Origin of the sequence: Streptomyces avicenniae, assembly GCF_000719135.1 — a bacterium.
Classification (GTDB): Bacteria; Actinomycetota; Actinomycetes; order Streptomycetales; family Streptomycetaceae; genus Streptomyces; species Streptomyces avicenniae.
In genome coordinates this window covers 79,764-98,294 of record NZ_JOEK01000017.1, presented here as the reverse complement: position 1 = coordinate 98,294, position 18,531 = coordinate 79,764, and the positions used below count along the sequence as shown (strand labels likewise).

General features: G+C 73.4%; 17 protein-coding genes, 1 tRNA gene and 3 pseudogenes. 11 read left to right on the top strand and 10 right to left on the bottom strand.

Features of this window, described 5'->3' with window-relative positions:
- Window positions 1-36 precede the first annotated feature (36 nt).
- The 5 genes and pseudogenes from IF27_RS25925 to IF27_RS30575 form a co-directional block, all read left to right on the top strand.
- A complete protein-coding gene (locus tag IF27_RS25925) occupies window positions 37-471 on the top strand; it encodes a DUF3052 domain-containing protein (RefSeq protein ID WP_052852207.1) in 435 nt (144 codons plus the stop codon).
- A gap of 112 nt (window positions 472-583) precedes the next feature.
- Window positions 584-1,042 (top strand): peroxiredoxin, encoded by a 459-nt coding sequence (locus IF27_RS25920; protein ID WP_052852206.1) that lies wholly within the window; start codon window positions 584-586, stop codon window positions 1,040-1,042.
- A gap of 128 nt (window positions 1,043-1,170) precedes the next feature.
- Entirely contained in the window at window positions 1,171-2,286 is a 1,116-nt protein-coding gene (locus IF27_RS25915; RefSeq protein ID WP_052852205.1) for a DUF475 domain-containing protein, read from the top strand.
- Window positions 2,287-2,439: 153 nt separating this feature from the next.
- Window positions 2,440-3,192, top strand: coding sequence for a Tellurium resistance (locus tag IF27_RS25910; RefSeq protein WP_052852204.1), 753 nt, complete (start codon window positions 2,440-2,442; stop codon window positions 3,190-3,192).
- A gap of 106 nt (window positions 3,193-3,298) precedes the next feature.
- Window positions 3,299-4,324, top strand: a pseudogene (locus tag IF27_RS30575) (NAD(P)-dependent alcohol dehydrogenase); the annotation flags it as partial.
- Between the two features lie 222 nt (window positions 4,325-4,546).
- On the opposite strand, the pseudogene IF27_RS30570 reads toward IF27_RS30575, so the two are convergent.
- Window positions 4,547-5,032, bottom strand: a pseudogene (locus IF27_RS30570) (TerD family protein); the annotation flags it as partial.
- Window positions 5,033-5,126: 94 nt separating this feature from the next.
- Between IF27_RS30570 and IF27_RS25905 the strand changes: the two are divergent.
- The 3 genes from IF27_RS25905 to IF27_RS25895 are packed head-to-tail and all read left to right on the top strand — an operon-like array spanning window position 5,127 to window position 9,609.
- A complete protein-coding gene (locus tag IF27_RS25905; protein WP_052852203.1) occupies window positions 5,127-6,302 on the top strand; it encodes an HpcH/HpaI aldolase/citrate lyase family protein in 1,176 nt (391 codons plus the stop codon).
- Complete coding sequence (locus tag IF27_RS25900) at window positions 6,299-8,731, top strand: phosphoribosyltransferase (RefSeq protein WP_052852202.1); 2,433 nt, start codon at window positions 6,299-6,301, stop codon at window positions 8,729-8,731. The genes IF27_RS25905 and IF27_RS25900 overlap by 4 nt, the downstream gene beginning before the upstream one ends.
- A gap of 14 nt (window positions 8,732-8,745) precedes the next feature.
- Window positions 8,746-9,609: an HAD family hydrolase gene (locus tag IF27_RS25895; RefSeq protein WP_338058224.1), complete on the top strand. Its 864-nt coding sequence runs from the start codon at window positions 8,746-8,748 to the stop codon at window positions 9,607-9,609.
- 52 nt (window positions 9,610-9,661) lie between these two features.
- Here IF27_RS25895 and IF27_RS25890 read toward each other — a convergent pair.
- Window positions 9,662-10,198: pseudogene (locus tag IF27_RS25890) on the bottom strand (DUF4383 domain-containing protein); the annotation flags it as partial.
- Window positions 10,199-10,255: 57 nt separating this feature from the next.
- Window positions 10,256-11,656 (bottom strand): hypothetical protein, encoded by a 1,401-nt coding sequence (locus IF27_RS25885; RefSeq protein WP_420822051.1) that lies wholly within the window; start codon window positions 11,654-11,656, stop codon window positions 10,256-10,258.
- A gap of 65 nt (window positions 11,657-11,721) precedes the next feature.
- On the opposite strand from IF27_RS25885, the gene IF27_RS25880 reads away from it, so the two are divergent.
- Window positions 11,722-11,793 (top strand) — tRNA-Val (locus IF27_RS25880).
- A 93-nt stretch (window positions 11,794-11,886) separates the two neighbouring features.
- Here the strand turns inward: IF27_RS25880 and IF27_RS25875 are convergent.
- From IF27_RS25875 to IF27_RS25865, 4 genes are all read right to left on the bottom strand, one after another.
- Complete coding sequence (locus tag IF27_RS25875; RefSeq protein WP_190233106.1) at window positions 11,887-12,306, bottom strand: hypothetical protein; 420 nt, start codon at window positions 12,304-12,306, stop codon at window positions 11,887-11,889.
- Window positions 12,303-12,461 carry a hypothetical protein gene (locus IF27_RS31265; protein WP_190233105.1) on the bottom strand — a complete coding sequence of 53 codons (159 nt, stop codon included), beginning with the start codon at window positions 12,459-12,461 and terminating at the stop codon, window positions 12,303-12,305. Before IF27_RS31265 ends, IF27_RS25875 begins: the two co-directional genes overlap by 4 nt.
- Before the next feature lie 202 nt (window positions 12,462-12,663).
- Window positions 12,664-13,497, bottom strand: coding sequence for a helix-turn-helix domain-containing protein (locus IF27_RS25870; protein ID WP_052852199.1), 834 nt, complete (start codon window positions 13,495-13,497; stop codon window positions 12,664-12,666).
- Window positions 13,494-14,228 carry a DUF6879 family protein gene (locus tag IF27_RS25865; RefSeq protein ID WP_052852198.1) on the bottom strand — a complete coding sequence of 245 codons (735 nt, stop codon included), beginning with the start codon at window positions 14,226-14,228 and terminating at the stop codon, window positions 13,494-13,496. Before IF27_RS25865 ends, IF27_RS25870 begins: the two co-directional genes overlap by 4 nt.
- Before the next feature lie 150 nt (window positions 14,229-14,378).
- On the opposite strand from IF27_RS25865, the gene IF27_RS25860 reads away from it, so the two are divergent.
- Window positions 14,379-14,918, top strand: coding sequence for a flavoprotein (locus IF27_RS25860; RefSeq protein WP_052852197.1), 540 nt, complete (start codon window positions 14,379-14,381; stop codon window positions 14,916-14,918).
- 35 nt (window positions 14,919-14,953) lie between these two features.
- Here IF27_RS25860 and IF27_RS25855 read toward each other — a convergent pair whose 3' ends face one another.
- A complete protein-coding gene (locus IF27_RS25855) occupies window positions 14,954-15,964 on the bottom strand; it encodes a HEAT repeat domain-containing protein (protein ID WP_052852196.1) in 1,011 nt (336 codons plus the stop codon).
- Between the two features lie 6 nt (window positions 15,965-15,970).
- Window positions 15,971-16,639, bottom strand: a complete 669-nt coding sequence (locus tag IF27_RS25850) for a HEAT repeat domain-containing protein (RefSeq protein ID WP_052852391.1) — start codon at window positions 16,637-16,639, stop codon at window positions 15,971-15,973.
- Between the two features lie 279 nt (window positions 16,640-16,918).
- Here IF27_RS25850 and IF27_RS25845 point away from each other — a divergent pair, with 279 nt between their 5' ends.
- Window positions 16,919-17,782 carry a hypothetical protein gene (locus IF27_RS25845; protein WP_052852195.1) on the top strand — a complete coding sequence of 288 codons (864 nt, stop codon included), beginning with the start codon at window positions 16,919-16,921 and terminating at the stop codon, window positions 17,780-17,782.
- Window positions 17,783-17,870: 88 nt separating this feature from the next.
- Here the strand turns inward: IF27_RS25845 and IF27_RS25840 are convergent, their stop codons facing one another.
- The gene (locus IF27_RS25840) at window positions 17,871-18,491 is read right to left on the bottom strand and encodes a DUF7691 family protein (protein ID WP_052852194.1); all 621 of its coding nucleotides are present in this window, start codon (window positions 18,489-18,491) and stop codon (window positions 17,871-17,873) included.
- Window positions 18,492-18,531: the final 40 nt, after the last annotated feature.

The following is an 18,531-nucleotide window of genomic DNA, read 5'->3' as shown; positions in this document are numbered from 1 at the left end:
GACCCGAGGCTGCCCGACACAGGACAGGAGCAATCCGTGAGCGCGACCGCGGACCACGCGGAGGAGCGGACCAACCCCGCCGCGAGGCTGGGATTCCAGGCCGGACAGGTGGTCCAGGAGCTCGGCTACGACGACGACGCCGAGCAGGAACTCCGCGAGGGGATCGAGGCCCTCACGGGCCAGGATCTCGTCGATGAGAGCTATGACGACGTGGCCGACGCGGTGGTGCTGTGGTTCCGCGAGGATGACGGCGATCTGACCGACGCGCTGGTGGATGCCACCACCATGATCGACCCCGGGGCCCCCGTCTGGCTGCTCACACCGAAGACCGGCCGCGACGGCTACGTCGAGCCGAGCGAGATCGGTGAGGCCGCGCAGACCGCCGGTCTGTCGCAGACGAGCACCGTCAACGCGGGCAAGGACTGGTCGGGCAGCCGGCTGGTGACGCCCAAGGCGGCCGGGAAGAAGTAACCGCGCCCCGCGCACGTACGCCGGTCCCTGGGGGCAGCGATCCGCCCGCCAGGGACCGCGTCGTAGGCTGGGCGGTGACTTTGCCTCCCGCCGAGAAACGGATTACGCGCTCATGGCGATCGAGCCGGGCACCAAGGCCCCTGACTTCCAGCTCAAGAACCAGCACGGCCAGACCGTCTCGCTCGCCGACTACCGGGGCGAGAAGAACGTCGTGCTGCTCTTCTACCCGTTCGCCTTCACCGGCACCTGCACGGGTGAGCTGTGCGCGCTGCGCGACCAGCTGCCGACGTTCGTCAACGACGACGTGCAGCTCCTCGCCGTCTCCAACGACTCGCCGTTCTCGCTGCGCGTCTTCGCCGAGCAGGAGGGCCTTGAGTACCCCCTGCTGTCCGACTTCTGGCCGCACGGGGACGTTTCCCGCGCCTACGGAGTTTTCGACGAGGAGAAGGGCTGCGCGGTGCGTGGCACCTTCGTCATCGACAAGGAAGGCGTGGTGCGGTGGACGGTCGTGAACGCCCTTCCGGACGCACGCGACATCGGCGATTACGTCTCCGCGCTCCAGGCGCTGTGACCCACAGGTCCCGGCCCACCGGGACCGCCAGCTGATCCGGCCCCGGTCCCCGGGGTGACGGATCGGCCCGCGGGCGCCGCTCCGGCGGCGCCCGCACCCTCCCCGCCTCGCGGAAGACTGGACAACCCGTGATCCTGAAAACCTTCGGCTGGTCCTTCGGCCTCACCGTCGTCGGCCTAGCCGCCGCCTTCCTCCTCTGGGGGTGGGAGGGCTTCGCCATCGTGGCGATCCTGACCGTCCTGGAGATCTCGCTCTCGTTCGACAACGCCGTCGTCAACGCCGGTGTGCTCAAGCGGATGAACGAGTTCTGGCAGAAGATCTTCCTCACCGTCGGCATCCTGATCGCCGTCTTCGGCATGCGCCTGGTCTTCCCGGTGCTGATCGTCTCGCTGACGGCGCGCGTCGGCCCCATCGAGGCCGTGCAGCTCGCGCTCGACCACCCGGACCAGTACTCCGAGATGGTCACCGACGCCCACCCGGCCATCGCGGCCTTCGGCGGCATGTTCCTGCTGATGATCTTCCTTGAGTTCATCTTCGAGGAGCGCGAGCACGCCTGGATCGGCTGGCTGGAGCGCCCGCTGTCCAAGCTCGGCCGCATCGACGCCGCCTCGGTGGGCATCGCCCTCGCCGCGCTGCTGGTCACCGCCTCCACGATCGCCACCAACGCCTACCAGCACGGCGGCGGCCACGCCGACAAGTCGCAGACGGTCCTGCTGGCCGGTGTCGCCGGTCTGCTGACGTACCTGGTCGTCGGCGGCCTGTCCGGCTACTTCGAGGACCGCCTGGAGGACACCGAGGAGCGCGTGGACGAGGAGGCGCGGGAGAGCACGCAGCGTTCCGGCGCCCCGACGGCCGTCGGCCTCGCGGGCCGCGCCGCGTTCTTCCTGTTCCTCTACCTGGAGGTGCTGGACGCGTCGTTCTCGTTCGACGGCGTGATCGGCGCGTTCGCCATCACCAACGAGATCTTCGAGATGGCGCTCGGCCTCGGCATCGGCGCCCTGTACGTCAGGTCGCTGACGATCTACCTCGTCCGGCAGGGCACGCTGGACGACTACCGCTACCTGGAGCACGGCGCGCACTACGCGATCGGCGCCCTGGCCGTGCTGCTGCTGGTCAGCATCCGCTGGCACCTGCCCGAGGTCGTCACCGGCCTCATCGGCGTCGCCCTCATCGGCGCCGCGTTCTGGTCGTCGGTCAGGGCCAACCGGCTCGACGCGGCCAAGGAGAAGGCGCCGGCGGGCTGATCCGCGCCGCCCGCCGTCCCCCGGGGGATTGAAGGGGCGGGCGGCATGGGAAGTCTCCTCACGACGGGGCGGTCGATCGACCGCCCCGCCGTGCGGACGGCGCGCTGTCCCGGCCACGGCGGCAGCGGCACGACGGGAAGAGGGTGGGCGGCGATGGCGTCCCTGTGGTCGTACGTACGGGGCGGCGGTTCCGCCCGGCAGAAGTTCGACACCGTGGGTGGCATGTCGAGCTACGCGGTCGAGCTGACGCGGCGCTCGCCCACCGCCCCGCTGACCGCCGAGGGCGCGGACACCGGCACGTTACGCATCGAGCTGTCCTGGCGGATGCGCACCAACACGGACTTCGACCCCACCGCGCGGCGCGTGTGGCGCCAGCCGTGGAAGATCTTCAGACCGGCCGAGATCCAGGGCCACTCGCAGGGCGTCGCCAGCCTCGACTTCGACCTCGCCTGCCTGTACGAGCTGGCCGACGGCACCCGGGGCGTCGTGCAGTCGGTGGGCGGGCTGCTGGGCGACTTCAACGACCCGCCGTACGTCAAGCTCAGCGGCGACGACCGCTTCGGCACCGCGTCGGGCGAGCACCTGTACGTGAACCTCGACCACAAGGACGACTTCAAGCGCCTGCTGGTCTTCGTCTACATCTACGACGGCGTCCCGGCCTTCGACCGCGCCGACGCCGTGGTGACCGTCTCGGCCGCCGACGGCAAGAACATAGAGATCGGCCTGAACGACGCGCCCCCGCACGCGCGCTCCTGCGCCGTCGCGCTGATCGAGCACCACAAGGGGCGGCTCGTGGTGCGGCGCGAGGTGAAGTACGTCTACGGCTTCCAGGCCGAGATCGACCGGCTCTACGGGTGGGGCATGTCCTGGGGCTACGGCAGCAAGCCCAGCCGTACGCGCGCCTGAGCCCTCCCGACCGCGTCGGGCAGCGCCCACGGCGCGCGGCGGCGGCCGGTTCCATTCCGGACAAAGGCGGGGAAAGTCACGCCCGGCCGGTCCGGGTGCTCCTACCATGCGGCGGGCGGGACTTGCGGTCCGCACCGTGCCCGCCGACCGGGCGGGCGTCGAGCATGAGCAGCCCCGGCGCGGCGTCGCGCCGGGACGGAGGAGCGCCATGGCCACCACCACAACCGCCGCCCTCGCCATACCGGGTGAGGAGAAGTACACCCTGCGTGACATCGTCGTGGACGACCCGCGTCCGCGAGAGGTCTTGGTCCGCGTGGTCGCCACCGGGCTGTGTCACACGGACGCGACGTTCAAGGGGGCGTGGGCCGACCCGTCGCTGCCGCCGCTGGTGCTGGGGCACGAGGGGGCGGGCGTCGTGGAGAAGGTCGGCGACCGGATCACCGGCGTCCGGCCGGGCGACCGCGTGCTGCTCACGTTCAACTCGTGCGGCGAGTGCGCGACCTGCCGCACCGGCCACCCGGCGTACTGCGCCCGGTTCGACGGCCTCAACACCAGCCTGACCGGCAGCGTCCGCCCGGACGGCTCCTCGGGGCTGTCCGGCGTGGACGGCAGCCCGGTCGCCGGGGCGTTCTTCGGCCAGTCGTCGCTGGCGGGGCACGCCCTCGCGCAGGAGCGCAACGTGGTGCGGATCGACGCCGCGGACGACGAGGAGCTGGCCCTGCTCGCGCCGCTCGGCTGCGGCATCCAGACGGGCGCGGGCGCCGTGCTGAACGAGCTGCGGCCTGGCCCCGGCAGCACCGTCGCCGTGTTCGGCACGGGCGCGGTCGGCCTCGGCGCGCTGATGGCGGCCCGGCTCACCGGCGCCTCGCGCATCGTCGCCGTGGACATCGTCCCGTCCCGGCTGGCCCTGGCGCGCGAGCTGGGCGCGACCGACGTGATCAACAGCGCGGAGACGGATCCGGTCGCGCGGCTCCGCGCGATCGGCGAGGGCGTCGGCGTGCAGGCGGCCGTGGAGACCACGGGGGTGCCGCAGGTGCAGGCGCAGGCGCTCGAATCGCTGGCGGCGCGGGGCGTCCTCGGGCTGATCGGCGTGCGGCTGGGCGCCGAGTTCAGCGTCCCGGCGCTGTCGCTGCTGAGCGGGCGCCGCGTGTACGGGATCATCGAGGGCGACAGCGACATCGTGACGTTCCTGCCCGCGCTCGTCGGCCTGGTGCGCTCGGGCCGGATGCCGCTCGGGCGGCTGATGCGGTGGGGGAGGTGTGGGCGGGGCCGGGCGCCGGGCCGCGCCGATGCCGAACTCGCCGGCCAGCGCGACGAGGCCGCCGCGCACGCCGCGTCCGGCCGCGCGGAACTCCCAGCCGTCGGCCGTGCGCGCCAGCTCGCCGCCCACCATCGCCGTCTCGGCGGGCCCCGGCGTCAGCGGGAAGACGCCGAGGACGGCCGCGCTCGCCGCGTCCTGGACGAGGAGGCGGGGCGCGCTGTCCGGCGCCTGGAAACCGGCGTCGGCCGACACGGCGAGCACCACCCGCGTCACCCCGGCGTCGAGCTGCGCGAGATCCACCTCGACCGTCTCCCGCAGGCCCGCCGCGTCCCGGCGCCTGGCCAGCCTGCGGACGAGGCCGCTGGGATGGCGCGGCTGGTTGTAGAAGACGAAGTCGCCCTCGGAGCGCACGCGGCCCCCCGCGCCGAGGAGGAGCGCCGAGAGGTCGATGTCCGGGACCCCTGGCCCGCTCGCGGTGGGTGTCCAGCGCAGCACGGCGCGTACGACGGCGGCGGGCAGGTGAATTGCCGCCCCTTTGTCCAACGGGTGCGTCATGTGAGGAATCCTGCCTGTCGCCATACTTCCGAAACATTGGCGCGATTACGATTGGCCGAAGGGGTGGCCGGTCCAGCCAGTGGGGCGACCGGCACAGCTGGGAAGAGTCGGGGTAACCATGCGGCACTACGGGCATCTCACGCCTGGGCGACGTCGCGCGCTGTTCCACCGGGAACCGGCGGAATTCGGCCCGTCCTCGCCCGTCAGAACCCTGGGTGTCGCTCTCGGGGCGACACTTTACAGCCCCGCCACGCGGCCCCGGCTCGACGCCGACATCCGCAAACAGGCCGCCGCCGGTGTCATGTCCATGGTCTTGTGTCTTGAGGACTCCATCAGCGACGCCGAGGTGCCGGGCGCCGAGGAGAACCTCGTCCGGCAGTTCGGCCGCATGCTCCGCGACGCCGCCCCGCCCGACGCGCCAGCCGACGCGCCCCTGCTGTTCATACGCGTCCGCAGACCCGAGCAGATACCCGACCTCGTCGCCCGCCTCGGCCCCGCCGTGCGGCTGCTGACCGGCTTCGTCGTCCCGAAGTTCACCGCCACCAGCGGCCCGCCGTTCCTCGAAGCCCTCCTCGGCGCCGAGACGATCGCCGGGCGGCGCCTCCTCGCCATGCCGGTCCTCGAATCCCCCGAGCTGCTGCACATGGAGACCCGCGCCGAGGGCCTGCGCGCCGTCGCCCGCGTCCTCGACAAGTACCGCGACCGCGTGCCCGCCGTCCGCCTCGGCGTCACCGACTTCTGCTCCGCCTACGGCCTGCGCCGCACCCCCGACATGACGGCGTACGACGTGCACCTCGTCGCCTCCGTCATCGCCGACGTCGTCAACGTCTTCGGCCGCGCCGACGGCTCGGGCTTCACCATCTCGGGGCCCGTCTGGGAGTACTTCCGCCCGCAGGAGCGCATGTTCAAGCCCCAGCTGCGCAACAGCCCCTTCACCGGCCGCGCCGAGGGCCTGCGCGCCCGCCTCATCGAGCACGACATGGACGGCCTCCTCCAGGAGATCGAGCTCGACCGCGCCAACGGGCTCCAGGGCAAGACCTGCATCCACCCCTCGCACGTCGCCCCCGTGCACGCGCTGTCCGTCGTCACGCACGAGGAGTTCAGCGACGCCGCCGACATCATCGGCACGGGCCCGGACGGCGGCGGCGTCCTGCGGTCCGCGTACACCAACAAGATGAACGAGGTGAAGCCCCACCGCGCGTGGGCAGAACGGACCTTGCTGCGCGCCGAGATGTTCGGCGTCGCCCGCGAGGGTGTGGACTTCGTGGACCTACTCGCGGCGGGAATCTCATGAACACGACACCCACGTACGACACCACCGGCACCGGCACGGGCGACGCGCCCGTCTGGCCGGGGGAGTGGGTCGCCCGCCGCCTCGGCGTCACCCTGCGGGGCCCAGGCGTCCGCGACCTCCTCGGCCTCGCCCTGCGGCACAACACGAAACGGGCCCACCTGCTCGTCTCCAGCGTCCTCGGCAAGCACGTCCCGCAGGACCCGCGCACCGTCCACGGCACCGGCCTGCGCCTCGGGCAGCAGGTCCGCGACCTGCTCGGCCCCGACGCGGAGCGCGCCGTCGTCCTCGGCTACGCCGAGACCGCCACCGGCCTCGGCCACAGCGTCGCGGACGGCCTCGGCGTCCCCTGCCTCCACTCGACGCGCCGCCCGGTGCGCGGCCTCGCGGCGGCCGGTGGCTTCGAGGAGGAGCACAGCCACCACACGTCGCACCTCCTGCTGCCCGCCGACCCCGCGCTCCTCACCGGCGACGGCCCCCTCGTGCTCGTGGACGACGAGCTGAGCACCGGCCGTACCGTCCGCAACACCCTCACCGCCCTGCACCGCGCCCACCCCCGCGCCCGGTACGTCGTCGCCACCCTCGTGGACATGCGCACCGACGCCGACCGCGCCGCGCTCGCCAAGTGCGCGGCCGACCTCGGCACGACCGTCGAGGTCGCCGCCCTCGCGCGCGGGCGCGTCGAACTGCCCGCCGACGTGCTGGAACGCGCCGCCGCCGTCGTCGCCGAGGCCGAGGCGGGCATGCCGCCCGCCGCGCCCCCGGCCGCCACCGCGCCCGCCGCCGTACGCGTCGAACTGCCCTGGCCCGCCCGCGTCCCCGACAGCGGACGCCACGGCTTCACCCCCGCCCACGCCGCGCGCCTCGACGCCGCCCTCCCCGACCTCGCCCGCCACCTCGCCGCCGCCCTGCCCCCCGGCGCCCGCGACGTCCTGTTCCTCGGCACCGAGGAACTCATCTACACCCCGCTGCGCCTCGCCTGCGCCCTCGCCGACGCCACGCCCGCCGCGCGCGTCCGCTTCTCCACGACCACCCGCAGCCCCGTCCTGCCCGTGGACGACCCCGGCTACGCGATAAGGACCCGCCTCACCTTCCCCGCCCACGACGACCCGGCGGACGGCCCGGGACCCCGCTACGCCTACAACGTCGCGGGCCGCGCCTGGGACGCCGTCGTCCTCCTCACCGACACCCCGGGCGACACCCCCGCGCTCCACGCGCCGGGCGGCCTCCTCGACCAACTCGCCGCGCACACCCCGCACCTGATCCTCGCCGTCGTCCCCGACCGCAGACTCGCGGAGCCCCTGCGCGGCCCCGCCTTCTCCTCCTACGCGCCCGACGAGGTCGGCTGGCTGCTCCAGGACGTCTCCGACGTCACCCTCGAAGCCCCCGCCGAGGAACGCGAGGAGGCCATCCAGTCGGGCGGCGCGCACTACGCCGAGTCGCTGCCCGTCGAGTACCAGCCGAGCCCCGAGTACCAGGCGCTGTTCCACGCCGCGCTCGCCGCCTCGGCAGGACGCGTCGCCCGCGCCGTCGGCACCGTCACCGAGGCCGTCCTCGCCGAACGGCCGGGCCGCCGCCCCGTCCTCGTCTCCCTCGCCCGCGCGGGCACCCCCGTCGGCGTCCTCATGCGCCGCTGGGCCCAGCACGCGCACGGCGTCGAACTGCCGCACTACGCCGTGTCCATCGTGCGCGGCCAGGGCATCGACACCACCGCGCTGCGCTGGCTCGCCGCCCATCACGACCCGGCCGACGTCGTGTTCGTGGACGGCTGGACGGGCAAGGGCGCCATCACCCGCGAACTCGCCGACGCCCTCGCCCCGTTCCCCGGCTTCGACCCCGCCCTCGCCGTCCTCGCCGACCCCGGCGGCTGCGTCACCACCTACGGCACGCGCGACGACTTCCTGATCCCCTCCGCCTGCCTCAACTCCACGGTCTCCGGGCTCATATCCCGCACCGTCCTGCGCGCCGACCTCGTCGGCCCCGACGACTTCCACGGCGGCAAGCACTACCGTGAACTCGCCGCCGCCGACGTCTCCGTACCCTTCCTCGACAGCGTCGCCGACCACTTCACCGACCCCGCCACCGCCGCCGGGGTCGCCGCCGACACCGCCGCGCTCCTCGCCGCCGACCGCACGCCCACCTGGGAAGGATGGCGCGCCGTCGAACGCATCAGCGAGAGCTACGGCATCGGCGACGTCAACCTCGTGAAGCCGGGTGTCGGCGAGACCACCCGCGTCCTGCTGCGCCGCGTCCCCTGGCGTGTGCTCGCGCGCCGGGGCGCCGGAGCCGACCTCGACCACATCCGGCTGCTCGCGCAGCAGCGGGGCGTGCCCGTCGAGGAGACCGACGACCTGCCCTACAGTTGCGTCGGGCTGATCCACCCCCGGTACACCAAGGGCGCCACCGGCGCCGACGGAAAGGCCGCCCGTTGAGTTCGCCCCCGACCGTGATCGCCAGCGATCTGGACCGCACCCTCATCTACTCGCCCGCCGCCCTCGCCCTGCCCATGCCGGACGAGGACGCGCCGCGCCTGCTGGGCGTCGAGGTCCACCAGGGCCGCCCGCAGTCCTTCCTCACCGAGACGGCCGGACGCCTCTTCGCCGCGCTGACCGAGGACCCGCGCGCCGTCCTCGTCCCCACCACGACGCGCACCCGCAAGCAGTACCACCGCATCAACTTCCCAGGCCGCGCGCCCGAGTACGCCATCTGCGCCAACGGCGGCCACCTCCTCGTCAACGGCGCCACCGACCGCGACTGGCACGCCTCCGTGCGCGCCGCGCTCGCCGCCGACTGCGCCCCCCACGCCGAGGTCGCCGCCCACCTGCGCACCACCGCCGACCCCGCCTGGCTCCTCAAGGACCGTGACGCGGAAGGGCTGTTCCGCTACCTCGTGGTCGAACGGGCCCTGCTGCCCGACGCGTGGGTCAAGGAACTCACCGACTGGGCCGGGCCGCGCGGCTGGACGGTCTCCCTCCAGGGCCGCAAGCTCTACGCCGTCCCGCGCCCGCTCACCAAGTCGGCCGCCGTCGCCGAGGTCGCGCGCCGCACCGGCGGCGGAACCGTCATCGCCGCAGGGGACTCGCTCCTCGACGCCGACCTGCTGCTGGCCGCCGACCACGGCTGGCGGCCGGGACACGGCGAACTCGCCGCCGAGGGCTGGACCGCCCCGCACGTCACCGCTCTGCGCTCTCAGGGCGTCCTGAGCGGCGAGGAGATCCTGCGGGCCTTCCTGGCGCACCTCGATCGTCACGGCGATCGTCACGGCCCTGCGGACCCGTCTGCCCCTCCCGGCCCGTCCGCACCCGCGTGATCGCCCGGCCGCGCATCTCGTTCAGCCTGCGCCGCCGCAACTCCTCGCCCAGCGCGTCCGGATGCCGGGCGCGCCAGTAGGGGTTGTCGTGCGGCAGGCGGCCCGAGAACCGCCCGTACATGCCGAACGCCAGCAGCACCACGCCGATCGCGAAGCTGAAGACGACGTTCTGCATGCGGAAGTCGAGGAAGTTCGCCGGGGTGCGCAGCACGGCCAGGTTGAAGAAGCCGCTCAGCACGAACAGCGTCCCGAGGACGAGGATGAGGTTCGACGCGAAGTTCCCGCCCACCGCCATGCCGACCGCGAGCAGCGCGCCGATGACGATGGACAGCACGCTCAGCGCGCCGTTGCTGTTCAGCCCCCACACGGCGTTGTTGCCCGTGTCGAAGAACCCGATGCTGGAGAAGAGCCCGAAGATCCCGAAGACCGCGAGGCCGAGCCCCATCAGCCCGGCGCCGACACGGTAGACCGTGCTCAGGCGGTGGTCGGTGCGCAGGGACTCGTTCAGCCTGGCGTTCGTCAGGAGCGCGCGCGGGCCGACGGGCAGCCGTGAGCCGCCGCGCGGGTCCGTCCCCGGGGGAGCGGTCATGAGAGGGCCTCCTCACCTCGTGTCCGAGGCCGCGTACCCGCTCACGAAGCGGACAAATCACCCACGCGCGGTGCGGATCTCCTCCACCACCCCGGCCGCCATGCCGCGCACGGCCCGTGTCTCGGTCAGGAACACCCAGTAGTCGGGATGGCGCCCGCCGCCCTCCAGCACCGCCACGGCACGCTCCAGCCGCTCCGCCGCCGCGTCCAGCGGCCTGGCGTGGCGCGGGTCGGGGCGTGAGCGGCCCGCCATCGCGAGGCGCTGCGCGTCCCGGACGGCGAACTGCGTCCGCTCGATCTCACGGCTCGGGTCGGCCGCCACCTCGTCCAGCAGCCGCAGCCGCTCGCGCGCCGCGCCCACGGCCTCGTCCGTCCGCCCCAGCAGCCCGTGGACCGTCGTCAGCCCGTCGGTCGCCGCGCCGAACCGCTGCTCGGCCCGCGCCCGCCCGGCCTCGGCCAGCAGCTCCCGCGCCTGCCCGACCGACGCGGCGGCCTGCTCCGGCACGTGCTGGAGGTCCTGCCAGCAGGAGGCGGTGAACCGCCGCCGCAGCTCGCTCAGCACCGGCTCGACCTGCTCGGCGCGGTTCGCGATGGCGTCGGCGCGTGTGCGCAGCGACGACAGCCGCCGGTCGATCTCCCCGGCGCGCTCCGGCAGCCGCTCCACCTCGGCGGCCAGCGCCGTCGCGCGGCGGCTGACGTCCTCGGCGCGCCGGATCGTCGCCTGCACGCCGTGCCGCCCGGCGCCCTCGTTCAGCAGCCGCAGCTCGGGGCCGAGGGCGGCCAGCGCGGCGGCCGGTTCCTCGGCGCGCATCCCGGCGCCGCGCGCCCCGTCCAGCGCCTCCGTGGCGGCCCGCAGCGCCTGCCTGGCGCGCTCCACGGCGGGCGTCACCCGTGCGAGCTGCGACTCGGCGCGCATCTGGAGCGGCTCCAGGCGCTGCCCGAAGCGCGCCAGCTCGCCCTTCACGGTCTGGAGCTCGGTGCGGGTCGCGGTGAGGGCCTGGCGGGCGCGGTGGGCGCCGTCGGCGTCGAGCTGGGCGCTGTCGAGGTCGTGCGCGTCCACGACGGTGATGTAGTGGGCGCTGACGTTGTCGGCGCGCTCGCTGAGCGTCGCGAAGTCGGCGGCCATCCGCGCGGCCTGCGGCGAGTCGTCGGCCGCGCCGATCGTCTCCAGCGCGATCCGCAGGTCGCGCTGCGCGGTGTCCAGCTCGTAGAACGCGGCGGCTGCGGCGTCCTTCGCCTCCAGTGCGGCGGCCCGCAGATCCTCGACGCGACCGCGCCGCCAGGGCCGCGTCCCGCCGCCCGCGAACACGGCGGGCAGCGCGGCGGGCAGTACGGAGGCCGCCAGGACGGCCACGGAAAGCGACGGCGCAAGCACGGACGAGACGAAGTCCTTCGCGAAGCGCGGTGCGATCACGCGTCCCTCTCCCCACGACGTTCCGGCAGGTACGTGTCCGCCCATTGTCCCACCCGCCCCCGCATTTGCGGCGGCGGGCGGCGGGGCATGTAGGCTTCTGCTTCACTTCCGGGTGCATAGCTCAGTGGTAGAGCGCCGCCCTTACAAGGCGGATGTCGGCGGTTCGAACCCGTCTGCACCCACCTGTGACCGCAAGCCCGAACAGGCCCTCGCCGAGGGCACGTTCGGGCTTCGTCACGCTGCCCGCCGGGCGGGCCCGGCGGACGGGTCCGGACTCAGGAACCGCCCGGGGCGGGGGCGAGCCCGTCCGGCTGGCTCGTGACGGTGGCCCACAGGGACGCGACGGCAGCCCGTGCGCTCGCCACGGCGATGTCCCGCTCCCGGTCGTCCACCGCGCGTGACGCGGCGACCGCGGTGGCGGGGAACAGCCGGTCGGTGATCGGCCGCAGCTGCGGCGCGTCGCCGAGGTCGGCCAGCCGCTCGACCAGTTCGTGGGGCACGCTCTCCGGCCAGTAGTGCAGCCCGCCCCAGGAGTTCGATGCCTGGGCCACGAGCGGCACGAGTCGCTGCGCGATCCGGCAGCGACGGCAGGCGTAGTACGACCAGCCGGGGCCTGAGCCGGACGCGACCTCGGCCACCGCGACGAGGCCGCCGTCGTGCGCCTCGCAGTACATGCACCGTGGCACGAGACTCACCGCTCCTCCTCGCCGTCGGGCTCGGTCGGCAGGGGCGGCTCGTCCTGCCACGGATACTGCCGCAGCGGCCCCTCCAGACCGGTGATGACGGTGATCTCCGGCTCAGGATCACGCACCGGCGCGGGCTGCGGAGGGCGGAAGCGGTCGTCAACCACGGAAGACCCCCTCGAACCTGCCGGGCAGCCATGCGGCGCACGGAATGATCGGGGACCGGGGCGGGGGTGTTGAGACGTCGGGCATGTCGCTCCTTGCCGAACTGGGGGAGACCCGTGCCACGACGGTAGGGAGGAGCGGAGCGCCGGCGCGTCCTCGATTCGCGGATATTCAGCGCGGCGCTCGGCCGATTCACGGCCGTTCTCAGAGGCTGAGCTGGGCGCGAGCCCTGGCGATCAGCCGGTGAGCCGCCGCCCCGTAGACGGCGCTCTCGGCGAGCATCTGCCACACGCGGAGGTACAGGGACACCGACTCGGAGTCGTCCAGCCACAGCTCCGCGTGCCAGTCCTCCACGATGGCGAGCCGCTCGTCGTAGATCCAGAACCCGCCGGAGGGTGGCAGTTTCAGGATGCTGCCGAACGGCACGATGCCGAGCTTGACGGTGTCCAGCCCCAGCACGCCGGTCAGCCGATCCAGCTGGGCGGCGAGAACGTCCGGCGCGCACACTCCCGCGTGCAGGGCCGCCTCCCACATCAGGATGCGGAAGCTCCGGCCGCTGTCGTACAGGAACTCCTGGCGCCGCACGCGGGCGCGGACGGCGTCGTCTATGTCGCGTGGAGTCCGGTGCAGATCGGCGTACCGGCTGAAGACGGCTCGGGCGTAGTCCGGGGTCTGGAGCAGCCCCACGACCATGGCGCTCTGCCACGCACGCATGGTGGCCGATCGGGCGTACTCCACCGTCAGCGCGTCCTGCACGGGCCGGTGCCCGGCGGCGAGCTGGCGGCGCCACGACCGCGAGCGGGATTCGAGGGTCCCTAGACGAGCCAGCAGTTCGTCCGACGCCTCCGGGTTGCCGGTCGCCTCCGCCCACGCGATCAGGTCCGGTGCGCTCGCCGTCTGGCGGCCGGTCTCCAGCTTGCTGATCTTCGACTGGGGCCAGCCGAGCCGGTCGGCGAGTTCCCGACCGGTGAGCCCGGCGCGCAGCTCCCGGAGCCGCGCGCCGAGCGCCACCCTCCCTTGTTGGAAATCGGTGCTCACACCTGTGCCTGGTCGTAGGGCACGGCATGGTGCCATGCCGCCTCACGAGTCCGGCAGTACCGGACGACCTGCACCGGGTCGGTGATCAACTCGACGCCGGTCAGGGCGTCGTCACCGTCGAAGCGCAGCAGTGCCACGACTCGCGCGTCGAAGATCCAGAAACCTTCGGCGGGAAGCTCCAGTTCGTCCGCCGCAGCACGCGAGAGGATGCGGATGTCCTCCCCGACGGCGGTGTTCCGCCGTGCGTTGTCGAGCAGGTACCGCTGGCCCGGGGTGGGCGGGTCGTCCACGAGCCGCACGCGCTCGAACCGTTTGCCCAGGGCTGATTGTTCCCGGTGCCCACGGCACCACGGGTCGTCAAGATCCCACCGCACGGTGCCGTTGCTCATGAACTCCCGCCAGGTGTCCGTCTCCTCGTCCTCGGCGTACCGACGCCGTGTCTCCAGTCGCCATGCCGAGTGCGCCAGCGTGCGGAACATCGCGCCGAACTCTTCGAAGGTGATCTCGTGCGGAACGTGGACCGGTTCTTTCGGACCGAAGTTGGCCAGCAGCTCGCGCGGCACGATCACGGCGCCCTCGCCGTCCTTGAGATTGCGCAACTGCCGCAGCTCCGCCGGGTCGGTGACGACGTCGCCCTGCACGAGGTAGCTGTCGGTGTTCTCGACTTCGTAGAGAGTGGGGCAGCCGTCGTTCCCCGAGCTGGTGCCCACCAGACGTAGCCGTCGCGTCATCGGTGTTCCCCTCCGTCGATGAGGACACGCACGGTAGCCGGGTGTGCGGTCCGGGTACCAGTCCTGCCTCTGTCGGTGGGATGCGGGTGCCCACGCCAGGGCTCGACCCTGTGTGGCGAGAGGCGTTCGTGCGTGTGGTGCACTTCCCTCATGAGCGGCCGTGTGTTGTATCTCCTGGCTTGCGGTGCCCCGCCTGTGCGGTACTTGGAGCGGCCGGTCCGCGAGGCGCGGGCGCGGGGTTGGGATGTCTGTGTGGGGGTGACGCCGACCGCTGCCGAGTGGACGGTGGATCAGCACGCCGGGTGGGAGCGGCTGGCTGGGCATCCGGTGCGGGTCCGTCCCCGCGTGCCGGGCGCCCCGGCGGACGGGTGGCCGCCCGCCACCGTCACCGTGGTCGCTCCGGCGACGCTGAACACGGTCAACGCCGTCGCCCTCGGGCTGACTCCGACGTGGGTCGCGGCCAACGCTTGTGAGGCGATCGGCAAGCGGAAGCCGCTCGTGGTGATGCCGTGCGTGAACAGCGCCTACGCGACGCATCCGCAATTCGGCCGGTCCGTCGAGGTGTTGCGCTCCACCGGGGTCCGAGTCCTCTACGGGCCGGGCGGGTTCGTCCCGAACGAGCCGGGTCAGGGGCAACCGGAGGCATACCCCTGGCACTTGGCTCTCGACGCTGCCGACGAGGCCGTGTAGCGCGCGCACCCGGCGACCGGGGGGCGGGAGGGCCGTCAGGGTGTGGTGCGCAGGCCCAGGATGTAGGTGGCGGTGAGGGCGACGGTGCGGTCCTTGTCGTGCGACAGGTCGGTGAGGGCGCGGGAGGCCGTGGTGCCGGGGATGTCCGCGAGCGCCTGGGCCAGCCGTCGGCGTGCGGACGGCTCGTTGTTGCCGTCGCCGTGGGCGAAGCGAGCGACGAGCCCGGCGGCGATGCGGTCGGCCAGCGCCGGGCGGCTCGCCAGCGCGCTCAGCGCGTCGGCCGCATCGACGTCGTGCACCTGCTCCACGACCATCTCGACGAGCGTCGGGACCGCCTCGGCCACCTCCCGCGCCCCGAGCGCCAGGGCCGCGTACCTGCGGACCACGACGTCGGGGTGCGCGAGCGCGTCCCGCAGCGGCGCCGTCGCGCCCTCGTCCTGAATCTCCGCGAGCGACTGCACGGCACGCTTCCGCACCTCGGCCACCGGCGAGCGCAGGCCCTCCGCCAGCAGCGCCGCCCCCTCGTCGCCCGACTGCGCCAGCGCCCACCGCAGGGCCCCGGCGACATACGGGTTCGTCTCGCTCAGCGCCGCCTCGACCAGCGTCTCCACCGGGACCGGCGCCTCGGCGGTCGAGGACAGCGCGGCGCGCTGGCGCGTCCCCGCGCTCTTCGAGCCCAGCCCGTGGAGCAGGGCGACGACCTGGAGGACGTCGGCCCAGTCGGCGGGTTCCGCCGCGTCGATGCGCCGCAGCCGCGTGAGGAGGGCCGTCTCCGCCGCGATGCGTTCCTGCGTCCGCCGGACGAGGTCGGCGACGAGGTCAGCGGGCCTGAAGCCGGGGTCGTCCAGCGCGGCCCCGGCCTCCCGCAGCGACAGCCCCAGCGACCGCAGGCTCTCGATGTGGAAGATCCGCCGGATGTCCTCGTCGGAGTACTCCCGATAGCCACCCTCCGTACGGCCCGTCGGCCGCACCAGGCCGAGCGCGTCGTAGTGCCTGAGCATGCGGGCGCTGACCCCGGACCGTCGCGCCACCTCACCGATCAACACCGCTGCTCACTCCTCCCGGCCGTTCGTGCCGAGGACCACGATGCGCTTCGCCTCCTCGATCGCGAACTCGAACCCGGCGTCCGGGTCGCGCAGCAGCCGTTCCGTGGCGATCGCGTGCTGACGCGCGGGGGGCGCGGCGTCCGCCATCGCGGCGCGCAGCGTCGGGAGCATCGCCTCCCCGAGCCCGATCAGCGCCCGGCTGAGACTCAGCTGCGTCTCCCGTCCGCCCCGCCCGAGCTGGGTGGCAAGCACCCCGGCCAGCTCCGCCTTCCCGTCCTCCGGCACGAGCACGACCGCCGCCCGCCAGGCACTGCGCGCCACCTCGTCGTCGGCGTCGGTCAGCAGCGCCCGGGTGATGCCCGGCCAGGCACGGCGGTCCCCGATCTTGGACAGCGTGTGCAGCGCCTGGCTGCGCGGCTGCGCCGCCTCCGCGCGCAGCTCGGGCAGGAGCGCCGGGACCGTCAGGGACGACGGGTGGCGGGTGAGCGCCCAGGTGAGCATCTCGCGCACGGAGAACTCGGGCTCGACCGCGCAGCGTTCGACCAGTTTGCCGACGAACCGGGGGTCGGGGTCCGTGCCGACCGCCAGGGCGGCCCGCAGCCGCACCGACGCGTCGCCGTGCTCCAGCGCACGGAGGAGTCGGGTCGTGTCAGGGGACTGGTTCCGTGTGGTCATCGGGATCACCTCCATGTCCGCCAGTGAAGACCTTCGCACCGTGACAAGGTCAAACGGGTCACGCCCTGTGGGCGGGCGCGGACTTTCCGTCCACCGGTCGGCGTCCGAACGGTGAGGCCCGCCGGGCGTGGGTGGGGGAAGCCCCACCCGCGAGCCGGTGGCGGGCTCCAGTGATCGGACGGGGCTCCGTGCGGGAGGCTGAGCGGCGGGGGCCGGGCCACGGCGTGCCCCGTACGTCGGCAGGTCCCGCACGTCCCGCACGGAAGGAAGTCACTGCACATGAACACACTTGCCGCTCCCCGGTGGCCCCCGGGCGTCTCGGCCCGCGCGCTCGCGGCCGCTGCCGGGGCCCTGGTCGTGGCCTTCGTCGTCGCCCCTGGCGTGCTGGCGGCGGTCGGGCCCGGCGGCGGTCTCGCCGGTGGGCGGGGCATCGGCGAGGCCGTCCGCGAGGCGTTCGTCGGGTACTGGGGCACGGACGGGCGGGAGTTCACCCCCGAGCTGGAAGGGGTGGTCGCGTACTGGTTCCGCTATCACGTCGCCAAGGCCGTGATCGCCGGGATGCTGCTGGCGGTGCTGGTCGCGCTCGCCGTCCCCGTGGGGAGGGCTTTCCTGCGGGCCGACGGCCTCGGAGCCGGTCGGCGGGCCGCTCTCGCGGGGGCCGGTGCGCTCGTCGCGGGGCTCGGGGCGCTGGCGCTCGTCACGGTGATGGCCAACATCCAGGGCGCACTGGCGCCGTACTCCTCGCTGCTGCCGATGCTGACGGAGGGCACGTCCGACGCCGAACTCACCGGCACGCTCGACCAGGTCACGGAACAGCTCCGCGACGCGGCGGGGGCGGCGGGCCCGGGGCATGAGCCCTCGCCCGCCGTGGACGCGATGATCGGCGACTTCGCCCACTACCACGCGGTGATGGCCGTGATCGCCGCCGTCGCGGCGGTCGTCCTCGTCGGCCTGAGCGTGTGGCTGTGGCGGCGGTTCGCGGGAACGCCCGCGCCGGACAGGCGGAAGAGGCGCGTGCTCGGATCGGTCGGCACGCTCGCGGTGTTCCTGTCGCTGGCCGTGCTCGTCGTCGCCGTCGCCAACACCTCGACGGCGGCGGACCCCGCACCGGCGCTCCTCGCCTTCTTCGACGGCGGGTGGTGACGTCGGGCGCGGCGGAGGGAGCGTGGCACGGTCGGGGTCGGGGTCGGGGTCGGGGTCGGGGCGAGGGGGCGGCCCCGGCCGTGCCGCGTCAGAACCGGAAGCCGATGACGCCGAAGCCCGGCTTGGCCGCAGCCATCCGTATCCAGCCGAGGCACTGCGTCACCGCCTCCTCGACCGCGGGCTCCAGCGCAGACGCCTGCCCCGACGCAGCGACGGCCCCTTGGCCCGCCTCGTACTGCCGCAACGCCTCGGCTATGTGCTCGGGCGCCCACTCGCCGCAACTCGGTGCGTCGGCCCAGGGGAGGGGAGAGGGCAGGCTGCCGTAACCGAAGTCGGCCACCGACACGGCCGTGACCCCCCGCGTCTTCAACCCCTCATCGACCATCGACAGCCAGTCGCCCCGGTGGGGGGTGAAGCTGTTGTTGTCGAGGAACCGGCCGGTGAGCGAGCACAGCCGCTTGTAGGCGTAGCCGTAGGTGAAGGCGTGGTCCCTGTTCTCGGAGAACGGCCCGCCGTGGACGACGGCGTGCAGCGCCTCGCTCGCCGTGGGCGCGCCCTGCTCGATCGCGTGGCTGAAGTAGTCGTCGTCCTGCGCGAGCAGGTCGGGGAAGGCAGCACGGACCCATGCGAGCAACTCGTCGTCACGGGACCCGACGAGGGCACGCGTGGCGGCGATGTCGAGCAGATAGACGCTCAGGGAAGAACTCATGCGGTGAGTCTAGGAAGGGGCACTGACATTGCTCGTGTGA